The 15637-nt window shown below is 70.5% G+C and carries 8 protein-coding genes; 2 read left to right on the forward strand and 6 right to left on the reverse strand.

What is annotated here, in order from left to right; genetic code table 11:
- The first annotated feature begins 10 nt into the window (after positions 1–10).
- Both B5D80_RS00570 and B5D80_RS00575 read left to right on the forward strand, forming a co-directional pair.
- Complete coding sequence (locus tag B5D80_RS00570) at positions 11–694, forward strand: DUF5825 family protein (protein ID WP_088641743.1); 684 nt, start codon at positions 11–13, stop codon at positions 692–694.
- A 481-nt stretch (positions 695–1175) separates the two neighbouring features.
- Positions 1176–2210: a glycoside hydrolase family 11 protein gene (locus tag B5D80_RS00575; RefSeq protein ID WP_088641744.1), complete on the forward strand. Its 1035-nt coding sequence runs from the start codon at positions 1176–1178 to the stop codon at positions 2208–2210.
- Between the two features lie 85 nt (positions 2211–2295).
- On the opposite strand, the gene B5D80_RS00580 is transcribed toward B5D80_RS00575, so the two are convergent.
- The 6 genes from B5D80_RS00580 to B5D80_RS00605 all read right to left on the reverse strand — a co-directional run bounded on the left by B5D80_RS00580 (position 2296) and on the right by B5D80_RS00605 (position 15596).
- Entirely contained in the window at positions 2296–4746 is a 2451-nt protein-coding gene (locus tag B5D80_RS00580) for a ricin-type beta-trefoil lectin domain protein (RefSeq protein WP_088641745.1), read from the reverse strand.
- 329 nt (positions 4747–5075) lie between these two features.
- Entirely contained in the window at positions 5076–6311 is a 1236-nt protein-coding gene (locus tag B5D80_RS00585) for an RCC1 domain-containing protein (protein ID WP_088641746.1), read from the reverse strand.
- Positions 6312–6488: 177 nt separating this feature from the next.
- On the reverse strand, positions 6489–7859 hold the full coding sequence (locus tag B5D80_RS00590) for a lectin (RefSeq protein WP_088641747.1): 1371 nt from the start codon (positions 7857–7859) through the stop codon (positions 6489–6491).
- Positions 7860–8286: 427 nt separating this feature from the next.
- A complete protein-coding gene (locus B5D80_RS00595; RefSeq protein WP_088641748.1) occupies positions 8287–10986 on the reverse strand; it encodes a ricin-type beta-trefoil lectin domain protein in 2700 nt (899 codons plus the stop codon).
- A gap of 376 nt (positions 10987–11362) precedes the next feature.
- Positions 11363–13021 carry a glycoside hydrolase family 44 protein gene (locus B5D80_RS00600; RefSeq protein ID WP_088641749.1) on the reverse strand — a complete coding sequence of 553 codons (1659 nt, stop codon included), beginning with the start codon at positions 13019–13021 and terminating at the stop codon, positions 11363–11365.
- Between the two features lie 190 nt (positions 13022–13211).
- Positions 13212–15596 (reverse strand): UvrD-helicase domain-containing protein, encoded by a 2385-nt coding sequence (locus tag B5D80_RS00605; RefSeq protein ID WP_088641750.1) that lies wholly within the window; start codon positions 15594–15596, stop codon positions 13212–13214.
- Positions 15597–15637 lie beyond the last annotated feature (41 nt).

Below are 15637 nucleotides of genomic sequence, written 5' to 3' on the forward strand. Positions count from 1 at the left end.
GGGAGCGAACGTGTCCACCACCGACACCGGTCTGCGGCCCATCCTGGTCGGTCTCGCCCGGGACCACGACCCGGCCGTCCTGTCCATCCCCGGCATGACCATCGGCCCGGCCGAGCTGCGCGAGCCGGCCGCCGACGCCGTCGCCCGCTGGCGCGCCGAGGGGGTCCGCCGGGTCGACCTGCCCGACGCGGTGGACCTGACGGTCACCGGGGACGACGCGACGGCCGTCGACACGGTCCGCCGGCTGGTGCTGGTCCGGGAGCTGACCAGCCACGGCATCGCCGTCGACTGGCGGCTGCGGCTGCCCGGTGTCGAGGCCGACGAGTGGCTCCCGTACAGCCACCTGCGGGCGCCGGTCGAGCTGCTCCCCGCGCCGGGGGGCGAGGGCGACCCGGCCGCGCAGCTCGACGCCTGGGTCAGGGGCTTCTACTTCGACAAGTGCACCTACCGTCGGGGCCCGGGGTTCGTGCAGGTGCGGGACCGCCGCTCCGGCCGGTTGAACCTGCTGACCATCGACGACCCGGCCTACCTGGCGGTGCTCGACCAGTTGCTGGACGGCGCCGCCGTCACCGGGGTCGACCTCGCCATCGCCCGGGACTTCGGCGCGGAGGGTCTGGTCACGAAGATCGGTGAGCTGCTGGTGTGGCTGCCGCACCGGCTGCGCCGCTGGCCCCTGCCGTCGATGGTGATCTGACCGCCCGGAACCCGGCCGCGTCACCGACCACCCGTCCACCCGCCCGCGACCCCGGGCCGGTGGGCGGGCGGTCTCGCGTCCACCCCCGGCTGGCGGTTCTCGAAAGTTTCGGGTATACAGGGGAGGCGGCCCCCTCGCGGCCGAATTAACACACGCCCCCTGCGGGCCCATCTCGGTGACAGCCGACGTCAACCCGTCGAAATCGGTTCCGCGTCGGACCGCTGCTCAGGACGATGTTTCGGGAAGATTTCCGAAACTTGTTGACAGGCGGAGCATCGACACCCTACCGTCGCCATCGACGGCACTCGATGCTGTCGACACCACCCACCGCGACCCGTCCCCCCGGTTCTGCTGGACGACCGGCCCACCACCGCGTGGTGGCACCCACGCAATGACCGGCTGCCGCACCTGGCCACGGACAGTCCACCGGGTCGTACCGCGTCGCTGGCGTCCGCCAGCTGTCACGAGGAGGAACACGTACATGCGCGACACCTCGACCCGACCGCGAAGGAGCGGTCGCCTGCGGCTGCTGCTCAGCGCCGCGTGCGCCGCGGCGCTCGCCGTCACCGGCACGTTCATCGCCTCGCCCAACGCGTACGCGGAGAACGACCGGACCCTCACCTCCAACCTCACCGGCACGCACAACGGCTACTTCTTCTCGTTCTGGAAGGACAACGGCAACGCCAGCATGACGCTGCGCGCCGACGGCCGTTACAGCAGCAGCTGGGACCGGAGCACCAACAACTGGGTCGGCGGCAAGGGCTGGGCCACCGGCACCCGCCGGACGGTCAGCTACTCGGGCACCTACAACCCGGGCAACAACAACACCTACCTCGCCCTGTACGGCTGGACCCGCAACCCGCTCATCGAGTACTACGTGGTCGAGAACTTCGGCAGCTACAACCCGAGCAGCGGCGCCACCCGGCTGGGCACGGTGACCACCGACGGCGGCACCTACGACATCCTGCGCAGCCTGCGGACCAACGCCCCGTCGATCGACGGCATCCAGACGTTCTACCAGTACTGGAGCGTCCGGCAGCAGAAGCGCAGCAGCGGCACCATCACCACCGCCAACCACTTCGACGCCTGGGCCCGCGCCGGCCTGAACCTCGGCACCAACCACAGCTACCAGATCATGGCGACCGAGGGCTACCAGAGCCAGGGCAGCTCCGACATCACCGTCCGTGAGGGTGGCAGCGGCAACCCGACCAGCGGGCCGACCGCCAACCCGACGACCACCCCGCCCTCCGGCGGCAACTGCACCGCGGTGCTCTCGGCCGCCGAGCAGTGGGGTGACCGGTTCAACCTGAACGTCGCGGTCAGCGGCACCAGCAACTGGGTGGTCAGCCTCGGGCTGAACGGCGGCCAGAGCATCCAGAACAGCTGGAACGCCTCGGTCAGCGGCACCACCGGCACCGTCACCGCCAGGCCGAACGGCAACGGCAACAACTTCGGCATCACCATCATGGCGAACGGAAACTGGACCTGGCCCACGGTCAGTTGTCGAACGGCCTGACCCCGACCAGTTCCTGAACGCACCGAAACGGCGGGCGGTCCCGGTGTCACCGGGACCGCCCGCTCGCTGCGTCAGGTGTTGCCGCTCAGCCGCGTATCCACTGCTGGTTGCTGCCGCCGTTGCAGGTCCAGAGCTGGACGGCGGACCCGTTGGCGGTGGCCCCACCGTTGATGTCCAGGCACAGCCCCGAGGCGACCCCGACGATCGTGCCGTCGGCGTTGAGCCGCCACTGCTGGTTGGTGCCGCCGGTGCAGCTCCAGATCCGGGCCCGGGTGCCGGACGCGGCGCTCGCCACGTCCAGGCACTTGTTGCCGTAGACGGTGAGCTGGTTGGTCGAGGTGAGCGACCAGCGCTGGTTGGCACCGCCGTTGCAGTCCCAGATCTGCACCACCGCACCGTCGGTCTGGCTGGCCCCGTTGACGTCCAGGCACCGGTTCGAGCCCGCGCCCCGGATCTCACCCGTCGGGGTGCCCGGGGAGCCGACGGCGGTGACCGAGAGGTTGTCGAACTGGGCGGTGACGCCCTGGCCGGTGCCGTACCCGATCTGGCCGGCGACCCAGGTGGAGTCGGTGGCCGTGCCGACGGTGGTGCCGTCGATGGCGGCGGTCAGGGTGCTGCCGTTGAGCGTGAACGCCAGGTTGTGCCACCGCCCGGTGCCCAGCGCCGAGGTGTTGCCGCTGGCCAGGGTGCGCCAGTTACCGCTGGTGTTGTTGCTGCGGATCGACCAGGCCCCGCCGTCGGTGACCCGGAAGTAGTACCCGTTCATGTTCTGCGGGCCCTGGTGGTTGTAGGTGTTGCCGCGTCCGATGAGCTGCGCGTAGCCGGACTTCTCCAGCAGCACGTCGGACGAGACCGTGTAGTTGCGCCAGGTCAGGTCGCCCAGCAGGGTGTACGGCTCGGCCTGGCCGGAGGTCCAGTAGATCGGGGCCTGCTCGGACATCTGCCTGACGCACTGCCCGCTGCGACCGGCGGCACACCCGACGATCTCGAACGAGCCCTGCTGGTCCATCAGGTACCGCGCCTCACGGCCGGTGGCGTACGAGTCGAAGGTGTCGGCGTACGGCAGCGCCAGGTTGCCCTGCGCCGGGCTGACCGCCGCGCCCTTGCCCTGCCCGCTGGTGGTGGTGATGCTGTAGACGTACCCGGGCTGGACGGTGAGCGAGAAGCGCCCGCCGCTCGGGGTGATGTCGCTGCCCCGCACGAAGTGGTCGGCGGTGTTGTTGGAGCGCACGTTCGTCGACCAGACCCGGACCGTGCCGGTGGACAGGCCGCCGGTGACGGTGAAGTCGAGGGTCTGCGCCCCACCGGCGTCCATCGTCTCGATGATGGTGCTGTAGTCGCTGTTGTTGGTGGACTTCAGCGAGACGTAGCTGCCGTTGTTGCGGTTGCCGCCGATGTACCCGCTCGACGCGTCGAGGTAGCGCCAGCCCGGTGCGGTGAACTGGGTGGTCTGCGCCATCACCCAGGCGTTCTTGCCGATCGAGTAGGCCCCGGACCACGGCTGCTGGGCGACCGCCACGCCCGTGGTCGCCCACGGGATGTTGGGGGTGATGGCGGCGATGACCGGCCAGTTGATGTACCCGGTCATCTTGCCGTCGAGGTAGCCCCGGTTGATGCCCCTTGCGAGCGCCTGCGCGCCGGCGTTGTAGTCGTCGGAGCCGTTCTCGCTGGCCCACAGCGACTTGCCGGTGGACACCGCATTGCTGGAGCTGGGGCAGCTGGTCTGGGCGCTGCGGTAGCCGCAGACGTAGTGGCTGCCGAAGACCTGGACGGCGTTGCCGAAGGCCGGGTCGCGCAGCGAGTCGTCGGCGGCCCCCCAGCCGAAGTCGTCCGAGGCGACGATCTTCACGTTGGCGTAGCCCCGGGCGTTGAGGGTGGAGCGCAGGTTCTTGTACCAGGTGGTGTTGTAGCCCTTCTCGTTCCACCCGCCCAGGTAGTTGATGGTCAGCCCGTGGGTGCCCGCGCAGTCCAGCCAGGCCACCAGGTAGTCGATGGAGTCGTTGGACCAGAAGTTGCCGTTGCCGATCCAGCCGGGAGCGCCCCAGGCCAGGCCGACCAGGGCGATGTTGGGGTTGCGGGTACGGGCCTGCTCCATCAGCCACCACTCGTAGCCCCGGTTGCAGTTGATGCTGCCCCGGGTGTGCTCGTGGCTGGGCTCGGCGCCGGAGGTGGAGTTGGTGTCACCGCCGATCTCCACCTTCATCAGTTGCATCGCCGCGCCGTAGCCCGGCTTGAACAGGTAGTCCAGGATGTCGCTGCGCTGCGGCTCCGGGTAGTCGACCAGCAGCCGGCTGTTGCCGCCGCCGCCGCTGACCGCGCCGATGCCGTCCAGCGCCCGGCCACCGGACCCGCCGTTGATCGTGATGGCGGTCGCCGCCTGGGCGGGCGAGGCGAAACCGGTGAGCACGGCCGCCGCCGCGACCGTCGCCCCGAGCAACGATGCGGCCCACCGGCGCGGACGCCATCCGCTGTGCCACGGTCCGCGCGGTGCCCCGCCGCCACCCACACTCCGCCGACGACTTGATCCACTGAACATTCGACTCGCCTCCCCAGCCGGTCCCCCGGCTCCGAAGCTCTCCGGCGCGGGACGGGACACCGCCCGTCACCCGCGCCACCCTGACATCGTTGATCATCGATGATCAGACGTCACATGTTAGGCACCGTAACGCGCGGCGGTCAACGTCACCAGTGGAGCGAAACCGCCGATCAGCCCGCCTTTAGGCAACCACCACGGGCAGGGGACTTTTGTAATGATCAGACGAATGTTCCCGGCGGAGGCCCCACGCCGGCGGGAGGCGGGCACACCGCCGACCCGGCCGTCGCCGGAGCGGCGGCGGCACGGGTCGGCGACGCGACGCCTGCGGATCAGCCCGGCAGGACCAGCTGCGCCGGGGTCGAGCGGTGGGTGGTGGTGCCGTCACCCAACTGCCCGAACATGTTGTTGCCCCAGCACCACAGGCTCCCGTCGGTACGCACGCCGCAGCTGTGGTAGCTGACGGCCAGGTTCTGCGTCCAGGTGGTCAGGGTGCCGACGCGCAGCGGGGCGGACCGGTGGGTGGTGGTGCCGTCACCCAACTGCCCGAACCCGTTGTTGCCCCAGCACCACAGGCTCCCGTCGGTACGCACCGCGCACGACGAGTCCACGCTGGCGTCCACCTTCGTCCAGGTGGTCGCGGTGCCGACCTGGATCGGGCTGGTCTGCACGCCGGTGCCGGCGCCGACCTGGCCGTACCCGTTCTCGCCCCAGCACCACAGCGTCCCGTCGGTGCGGTTCGCGCAGGTGTGCGCGTGCCCGGCCGTCACGCCCGCCCACGAGGTCGCGGTGCCCACCTGCGCCGGGGTGGACCGGTAGCCGAGGATGCCGACGCCGAGCTGCCCGTCGGTGCTGTCGCCCCAGCACCACAGGGTGCCGCCGGAACGCACGCCGCAGCTGTGCGCGTACCCGGTGGTGACGCTCGTCCAGGTGGTCTCCGTGCCCACCTGCACCGGGCTGGTCGCCCGGGAGGGGGACGTGCCGACGCCGAGCTGCGCGTTGCGGTTCAGGCCCCAGCACCACAGGGTGCCGGTGGTCTGCACGCCACAGGTGTGGTTGGCGCCCGCGCTGACGCTGGCCCAGGTGGTGGCGGTGCCGACCTGCACCGGGGTGCTCCGGCTGGTGGTGGTGCCGTCGCCGAGCTGCCCGTTGTAGTTGCCGCCCCAGCACCACAGCGTCCCGTCGGTACGGATCGCGCAGGTGTTACTGGTGCCGGCGTCGACCTTCGACCAGGTGGTGGCGGTGCCGACCTGCACCGGGGTGGTGCGGTTGGTGGTGGTGCCGTCACCGAGCTTGCCACCGAAGTTGTCCCCCCAGCACCAGAGCGTCCCGTCGGTGCGGATCGCGCAGGTGTGCAGGTCACCGGTGGTGACCTGGGAGACCGTGGCGGCGGCGAGGGCGGCGCTGGACGCGCCCCGTTCCGCGACGGCCGTGCCCGCGACCGCCGCACCCGCCGAGAAGCCCACCGCGAGCGCGGCGACCCCGAGCGAGACCGCCGCGGCGGTGCCCGCGGTGCGGGCCGCCCGTCGCCAACGGGCCCACAGCCGACTGTCCTGTTGTCCGTTCATGTTCTGTTCTCTCCCCAGACGAACGTCGATTTCTGCACGGCGGAGGCAGCGTCGCCCCGGCGGGTCACCTCGACCCACCTCGTACAGCAGTGACCCTATGCATTGAACGGCGTCAATGCGAGATCCCGCCGGGGCGACCTTGGTCCTACCGCTGCCCTCCGCTGACGTCCGCCCGGCTCAGCTCCGGCTCCACCGCTGACCGGCGCTGCCGTTGCAGTCCCAGATCTGGGTACGCGTGCCGTTGGCCGTACCGCTGCCCACCACGTCCAGGCAGCGGCCCGAGCCGACGGCGGTGATCGTGCCGTCGGCGTTGAACCGCCACCGCTGGTTGGCCTGGCCGTTGCAGTCCCAGATGATCACCGAGCTGCCGTTGGCGGTGGCCGCGCCGTTGACGTCCAGGCACTTGCCGCCGAAGACCCGCAGCTCCTGGGCGGCCGTCGAGGTCCAGCTCTGGTTGGCCTGCCCGTGGCAGTCCCAGATGATCGCCGCCGAGCCGTTGGTCTGCGTGCCGCCGTTGACGTCCAGGCAGCGCCCGGAGGACGAGTTGCGCACGGCGCCCGTGCCGCCCGGGGGCGGGGTGGTCGGGTTGCCGGTCGGCGTCACCGTCGGGCTCGGCGTCGGCTCGGTGCCGCCGAACTGGGTGAAGAACCGCCACACCTCGACCTTGGTCCAGGTCCGCACGCCGCTGTCCCCGCCACCGTCGACCGGGCCCGGGGTGTGCCCGCCGTCGAACGCGGCCCACACGACCGGGTAGCCGGCGCGGCAGCCGGAGTAGGTGGTGGTGATGTGGGTCAGGCTGCCGGCGCGCGGCTCGGGCGGGCTCTGCGCCGTACACCCGTTGTTGCGCACGAAGGTGTCCCGCAGGGACCGGCCGGCCGAGACGTTGAGCACCGGGTCCCCGATGCCGTGGATGCCCATGTAGGCGATCGGCTGGCTGCCGCCGCTGCACCCGCTGAGCTGCCCGCCGGAGTAGACCGCGACGGCCCGGAAGACGTTCGCCCGGGAGCAGGCCAGCGAGTAGCTCATCCCGCCGCCGTAGCTGAAGCCCAGCGCGAACAGCTGCGTCGTGTCGACGCACAGGTCGTTCTCGATCAGCCGGACCATGTCGTCGACGAAGGTGACGTCCTGGCCGCCGGGGTTGGCCCAGCCGTTGCCGTTGCCCTGGGGGGCCACGAAGATCGTGCTGTTGTTCGCCTGCTGGCGCAGCCCGTAGTAGGACCAGGCAGCCCCGTCCGACCCGCCCCCGTCGACGTCGTTGGCGGTGCCGCCGTTCCAGTGGAAGCCGAAGATCAGCCGGTACTGGTGGTTGCGGTCGTAGTTGTCGGGGATCCGGAGGATGAAGCTGCGGTTCTGGCCGCTGCTCTGGATGGTCCGCTGGCCGCTGGTCAACGTGGGTGCCTTGCCGCACCCGGCGGTCGCGGCGGCCGCCGAGACACCGGCCGCCGCGGCGGTGGTGCCGGGGTCGCCGGCGAGGGTCGTCACACCCACGGTCACGACGAGGGCCGCCGCCGCCGCGAGGGAACCAAGGATGGGTCTGCGCCTTGTCATGGATGGGGCTCCTGCCACTCGGCATGGACTGCTTCGGGGGTACGGGGTCCACGACGATCCCGACGTGTCGCGCCCGACGTGCTCCCGTTGACCGCACCCGCCAAGGACGGAACACCAGGAGACGCACGATGCGCACACGACGCCGGCCGGCTCGTCGCCGCAGCTGCCAGCCCGTGGTCCCGCTGCCCGGCAGGACCGGCTGGTCGTCGAACCGATCGGTGGTCCACGTCGCGCCCGGACGCCACCCGGTCGAGGCCCGGTGCGGTGGCGCCGGACGTCGAATCGATTCGGCAAGACCCTAGGTCGAATAGTGAAATATGTCAATGCTGTGTCGGGCGGGTTGCGACCCGGGGTCGGCCGCCTGACGGCGGCGAACCGCAGGTCACCAAGCGGTTCCCCGGGGCCGACCCGGCCCCGGGGACGTCCGTCAGTTGCGCAGGCTCCACTGCTGGTTGGTCCCGCCGTTGCAGGACCAGAGGATGAGCTTCGTGCCGTTGGCGGTGGCCGCGCCGTTCGCGTCGAGGCACAGCCCCGACAGGGCGTTGGTCAGGGTGCCGTTGGCGTTGAGGTTCCACTGCTGGTTGGTGCCGCCGTGGCAGTCCCAGATGATGACCGTGGTGCCGTTGGTCGTACCCGCGCCGTTCGCGTCCAGGCACTTGTTGCCGTACGCGGTCAACTGCCTGCCGCTGGTGTACGTCCACTGCTGCCCGGTGCCGCCCGTGCAGTCCCACAACTGCACCTGGGTGCCGTTGGTGGTGCTGGCGTTGGGCACGTCGACGCAGCGGCCGGACTGCCCGCCCACCAGCCGGCCACCCTGCTGGCCGCTGCCGGTGCCCTGCTGGCGGACCAGCGAGCTGGACTCGGCCGACCGGCTGCCCTGGGCGTCCACCACGAACAGCCGGTACTCACCCTGGTTCGTCGGCACCGCGATGGAGGTGGCGGTGCCCGCCGCCCGGGTCATCGTCGGGCCGGCGGTGAAGGTGGTCGTGCCGGCGGGGGCCAGCCAGACCGTCTTGGACGCGTCGCCGGTGCTGCGGATCGGGATGGTCGCCGAGGCGCTGGTGACGAAGGTGCTGGCCGGCAGCACGTAGTTCGGCAGGGACAGGTTGGCCGCCGGGACGATGTCCCGGTACGCGTCCTCCAGCCCCGAGGCGGCGGCGATGCCGTACGCCGCCGCCGGCCAGACGTAGTCGGACGAGACCAGGATGTCGTTGACCGTGCTGTTGGGCAGGTTCTTGTTCGACACCTTGTTGATCGGGCCGTAGATCTGGGTGATGCTCAGGTCGTGCTTGCGCCCGAAGTCGTCGGAGTTGATCATCCAGGTGATGTTCTTGTCCACGCTCAGCACGTTGTCCCGGAACGTGATGTACGCCGACCCCTCGTCCGGGTGCAGGCCGTACTTGTGCCCGGACGGCACACCCTGGAGGTAGTTGTTGGTGATCGTCGTCCCCGGCTGGGCACCGAGGGTGTAGATGGGTGCGGTGTCGCTGAGCCGCTGCACCGTGTCGATGATGTGGTTGTAGCTGATGGTGTTGTTCCGGGCCGTCGTGGTGGGCCGGTTCGGCGCGATCGAACCCGATGAGCCGTCGAAGTTCCACCAGCCCCAGCCGAGCGTGATGCCCGACCACGGCGACTTCTCGATCCGGTTGCGCTGGATCGTCAGGGTGTCCACGAAGTACGCCGAGATCGGGCTGTGCCCGTTGAACAGCACCGCGCTGTCGTACAGGTAGTTGTTCCTGATCTCGATGTTCTTCGGCAGCCCCTCGACCTGCGGCAGCCACTTCTCCCGGTTGGTCGACGTGCCGTCGCCGATGTAGACGTGCTGGGGGTGGCCGACGGTGATCGCGGAACCCGCGATGTCGTTGGTGAAGTTCCCGGTCAACTGGCTGTTCTGCACGTCGTTGACCATGTTGACGCCGTCGGCGCCGCTGTGCTGGAAGCGGTTGCGGCTGAACAGGATGCCGTCGGCGTTCTCCACCTGGATCATGCCCGGGGTGACGTCGACGTTGCGGTAGTAGTAGTCGTGGAAGTTCCGCTTCGCGTACGCCTGCGCCCCGAGGTTGCCCTGCTGCGCCTGCTTGAACGACGAACCGGCGACGGTGAACAGGTTCCAGTCGGAGTGCTGCACGGTGAGCCCGGCGAACGTGATGTTGCGGGCGTGGCTGCCCGTCGAGGTGCCGGCGACCCGCAGCAGGGTGGTCACGTTGTTCGGCGCGAACACCGACGCGGTGGTCATGTTCTCGGCGCTGCTCTTGTAGTAGTAGAGCGTCCTGCTGCCCTTGTCGAAGAAGAACTCACCGGGCGCGTCCAGGAACTCGTAGGCGTTCATCAGCTTGTGGCTGCCGCCGCTCTGGGCGTTGCCGTTGAACGCGCCCTGGGCGATGGCGGCACCCGGCTGCTGGAACAGCGCCACCCGGTTCGCGCCGTCGGAACTCGTGGTGACCTGGCGTACCCCGACGATGGCGGTGGTCCAGGTGGTCGCCGTCTCGATCTCGATGTCGTCGGCGTTGCGCGCCACGGCCGGGAAGTCGTTCAGGTTGTACTTCGCGCCGTCGCACTGCGAGCCCGACTCCCAGGCCCACGCGGCCTGCCCGGCGGTGATGTTGTACGTCCCGTAGCAGCCCGCCGAGCCGACCGTCTTCGTCGCCATGACGGCCCGCTTGTCGTTGACGTAGAGCGCGCGCAGCTTGTTGGCCCGGTCCAGCGGGGCCTTCCAGATGTTCCCACTGTGCTGGGTCCACCCGGTGACCGGCACGCCCCCGTCGAGCACCGGGGTCTCGTCGGGGTAGGCGGCATAGCTGATCCGGTACCCGTTGCTGCCGGAGTCGGCCGCGCCGAACTCGATGGTGCTGCTCACCGGATACCGGCCACCCCGCAGGTAGACCTGGATGTCCCCGGTCATGTTCGCGTTAACAGTACGCACCACGTCCCGCGCGCGTTGCAGCGTCCGGAACGGGGACCCGAGGGTGCCCGGGTTGCTGTCACTGCCGTCCGGCGCGACATAGTACGTCGCCTGGACGGCGGCCGAGGCCGCCAGCGGGTGCGCGATCACGGCCGGCACGGCGGCCGCGACGAGCAGCGCACCTGCCAGCAGCGACCGTCGCGCGACGGAGAGGGCTGGTTTCACGTACCTGTCCTTTCGCATACCGCCCACAGCCATGTCCGCTGGACACTCGTCCCGGGGGTGCGACAGTGAACCCGCCGTCCGAACATGGACCGACCCGGCGGGAGGCGTACGCGCTCCCGGCGGTTCGACAGTTGGCGGGTTCCTGGGGAAGATGCCGTGACCGACGGCGACAGGGTCCACGTGCGAGGCGATCGGAACCGTCCCCTGCCACCGGGGACTCCCGCCGCCCGCGCACACGCTCCTGCCGGTGGTCACGGAATGCTGCCCTGAAGCCTAGGCGTCGCAATCAGCGGAGGCAACCACCAATTGTCAACCGCCTATGCGTAATCGTGATCGACGGCACCACCGTGGGTGCTGCCCGGGTCTCCGCGCGGCCTCAGTGCCGACGTTGCGGCAGGACGAGCAGCGTCACCGAGTTCGCCGGGTACGTCGCGCTGACGCCGCCCCGGTTCACCCGGAGGTCCTCGCCCCGGACGATCGAGGTGAGGTCGGCCGGACCGTAGCTGAACCGCTGCACCCGGTCCCCGCCGCGGAATCCGGCGAGCGCGGTCCGGGAGGTCAGATCCTGGCCCGTCTTGTTGACCACCATCACGGTGAGCGCCCGGTCGGACGAGCGTTGCGCGGCGTAGACCGCGAGCTGCCCCTGGTCGCTGCTGGCCGCCGACACGCTCACGTCGCCGAACCTGCCGCCGACGCCGTCGTAGTTCCGGTACATCCGGAACGCGTACGCGCCGGGGTCGGTCGGTTTCGGTTCGCCCCAGATGGTCGCCAGGTCCAGTCCCTCGCGCCCGAAGATGCCGAGCACGTCGGCCTGGGCGAGCGCGCCGTTGATGTCGTCGAGCGCACCCCAGTTGTACTCGGTGATGGCGACCTTCGTGCCGGGGTACTGCTGGGCGACCCACGCCTTCATCTGGCGGATGAACTGCAACGGCGGGGCGTTCACCCCGCCGGGGCCGATCCACGACTCGTCGACGTACGTCGGGTCCCACAGCGACCTGGTGGACCGCAGCCGCAGCGCGTTGGAATCCGGGTCCTTACCGCCGCTGATCTGCGGGTAGTAGTGCTGGTCGAAGTAGTCGAGGAAGCGCTTGCCGCCGTGGGCGTCGCTGAAGTCCTTCATGTTCTTCAGGTACCACTGGGAGAGGTTGAGCCCGCCGTGGGCCGCCGCGTCCGCGCCGGGCGCGCAGCCGTCCAGCCCGGAGGCGACCCACTCGCAGTAGCCCCAGCCGGACGGGCCGAGCACCTTCGCACGCGGGTCGGCGGCCTTGATGGCCGCGGCGGTCGCCGTGCCCTTGCCGCCCAGTTCGTCGTAGCCCACCGGATCGGGGTGCACGTCGCGGTGGGTGGAGTTCCACAGGACCGGCTCGTTGTCGAGTTCGTAGATCGACACGCCGCCCCGGGCCGCCGGGCCGAACTCGTTCACGAGGTGGGACACCATCTCGCCCGCGAACGCCGGGCCGGCCGGGACCGAGGTGTCCGTGGGGTCCGCGCCGGTCAGGTTCGCGTCGGCGTGCCGGCCGTTGCCGCAGTTGGGGTCCCACTGGTCGAACGAGTCCTGCTCCGGGAAGCGGGTGGCGGGGAAGCCGCAGGCGAACGGGTGCGACGACGGCGAGTCCTTCGCCACCCAGCCGATCAACGGCACGGCGACCACCTGTTTCGTGCCGTGCTCCCGGTTGCGCCTGACGAACGCCTCGACGGTGTTGTCGGGCCCGGCCACGATGTTCTCGAAATACCAGTCGCTGCCGGTGTTGTAGGTGTGGTTCCGGAAGTTGTAGCGGCTGCTCGCGTTGCCGCCCCAGCGGGCCACCGGGGTGCCGAGTTCGGCGACGAGCGCCGGGTCCCCGCCGTTCATGCCGTAGATGTCGGGGCTGATCCGGTGCCGGGCGGCGGCGACGTCCACGGTCAGGGTGGGCCCGTCGGCGGCAGCCGCGGCCGGGCCGACGCCCGCCTGGGTCGCCAGCAGCCCCACCACGAGAGACCCGGCCACCCCGATCGCCGTGGCCGGTCGTGGCCTGCGCCGTCGTCGCACACCCATCGGAGTCTCCTGCCGTCGATTGGCCCCCAGGGGTCGAACCCTCATACACATTACGTGTCGTCCCTATCAAGTCAATCGATTCAAACCATCGATGCACGACGATCTTTAATTGCTGCCGTCACCGCCGCGCCGACGGCAGTTCCGCGCCACGACGCCCGCCCCGCACCCGGGGTACGGCAGGCCCGGGAGGTTACGGGTGGAGCTGGTCCCGTAGCCGCCGGCGCAGGTCACCGAGCGGGCCGGTGGCACCCAGGCGGCGCAGGAAGTCCGGCACGCTCCAGGTGACCAGGGCACCCTGGCGGGACAGGTACAGGCCGACCCGGTCGATGCGGTACCGGTCGTCGTAGTCCAACAGCAGGTAGCTGGCGAGCTGGTAGACCTCGTCACGGCCCAGCCGGTGGGGTCGGATGGTCGCCTTGCAGTCCAGCAGCAGGCCGTCGAGGATGAAGTCGGCGTCCGCTCCGCCGATGTCCCGGCTCCCGGCGAACGTCGGCCCGCAGACCCGGGCGGCGATCGGCAGTTCGAGGAACGGCCCGAAGGACTCCTCGGCGATCGCCAACTGCTGGTTGACGTCCTCGACGGCATAGTCGGGGACCGCCGCCAGGAGGTCGTCCAGGGTGGTGGTGGCGGTGGCGTCGGTCAACATGCTGTACCGGCGGATCTCACCGGTCCGGTAGACGTCCTCGTAGTAGGCGGCCACGAAGCACAGGCGTTCCAGGATCTCCCCGTCGACGCCGTCGTCGCCGCGCAGGTACGCGTCCACCGTGCCGGTCAGGTCGTCGCCGGCCCGGTGCAGCGCCTTCCGTACGGCCGGCGCGGGCGCGCCCCGCAACGGCCGGTCGCTACCGACGGCGGCGACGCCACTGCCGACCGACGCGCCGAGCGGGCTGCCCAGGCAGAGCCGGAACCGGAAGTCGATGGCGTGACCGAGCGCCGACCAGTCGGGGTACCTGACGTCCAGCGGCTGCACCGGGCGGGGCAGGTCGCCGATCCGCCGGAGGTAGTCCTGCACGACCGCCGTGCTGTTCGGCAGGTGCCGGGTCACGAACTGCGACATCGGGGAGTCCGGGTACCTCAGCTGGCGGGTCAGGCTCAGCTCGATCATCGGCCGGCCGGCCACCGTGCCGTCGCCCGCCGCCGCGGCGGCCTTCTCGTACTCGTCGATCCAGGTGATCCCCGCCGGGTCGAGCTGGTGCCGGGCCCGGGTGACCGCCACGTAGATCAGCCGGGCCTCGCTGGGCCGCAGCGGGCGCGGCATCCCGTCGTCGTCGACCGACGGTCCCGCGAAGCCGTGGCCGATCCGAACCCGCGACCACTCCCGGCCCTTGGCCCGGTGCGCCGTGGACACCGTGACCTTCGCGGCACGCTCGTCGGCGAGCCGGTCGACCGCGTCGATGATCACATCCGGCCCGTACGTGTCGACAAGCGTCACGATCGCCCTGAGGTCCTGGCCGGCGGTGTCGTTCTCGGCGTACTCCTGCACGTCACCCCAGGAGGTGAACAGGAACAGCTCCGGGTGGGTGGTGCGCCGACCGGCCTTGAGCGCCTGGGCCGCCTGCGCGATGTTGCGCAGTGCGGCCCCACCGCCGGTGAGCGCCACCGGCACACCGCGCTTGAGGAAACCGAGGACCTCCTGCATCGCGTCGGCGTTCCCCCGGCACAGCACGGCGTCGACCTCCGCCACGGCACCGACCCGGGAGTCGGTGGCGCTGTTCCCGGTCAGGTGCAGATCCGACTCGGCGTGCCGGAGCCACCGGTTGGCCGTCCGGGCGATGGACGGGCCGAACCGGAACGACTTCGTCAGGTACAGGTGGTCCGCCGGGAAGCCGGTCATCACGTCCCGGGCGCTGCGCCAGGCGTAGATCTGCTGGGCCGGGTCACCGACGCACACCCGCTGCGCGTCCTGGGCGAGGAAGACCTCCTCCAGCACCGGGTTGGTGTCCTGTGCCTCGTCGAGCAGGACGAAGTCCCCCTCCAGGGTGGGCTCGGTCAGCGCCCACATCTTCAGGTAGTGGTCGTGCTCGAAGCGCAGCCTGCCGTCCGGTGCGCAGATGTCGTCCCAGGCGCGGACCGCGTACGGCAGCAGCGTCCGGGCGACCTGGTCCTGGGCCACCGGGTCCAACCCGTTGACCCGATCCAGGTGCCGGACCGTCAACTGCCGGTCCGTGCCGTAGCAGAACCGACGGACCATACCCATCACCAGGCGCGCCTGGTGTCCGCAGCTGATCGGGCGGGAGCTGACCCACAGGTCCCGGCGGATACCGAGCAGCCGCGCGGTCTCCTTCGACGGGATGCGGGCCGACCGGCCCAGGCGGTCCTGGTACCTGCGCCCGACGGCCCGGTGCGCCAGCGAGTGCGCGGTACGGCAGTCGACGTTCGCCCCGAACCGCCGCCTGGCGTCGTCGGCGATCGACTTGTTGAACGCCACGTAGAGGCCGCGTTTCCTGGTGACCCCGGCCATCAGCACCAGCGTGGAGGTCTTACCGGTGCCGGCCCCGGCCACCAGGGCCAGTTCCCGGCCCGCGAGGAACGTGTCCCGGGCGGCGATCTGTTCCTCGGTCGGCCTGACGTCCATACTCCCCTTCCGGGATCGGTTCCGTGCGCACACCGTCGTGA

The organism is Micromonospora wenchangensis (assembly GCF_002210435.1).
GTDB classification, from domain to species: Bacteria; Actinomycetota; Actinomycetes; order Mycobacteriales; family Micromonosporaceae; genus Micromonospora; species Micromonospora wenchangensis.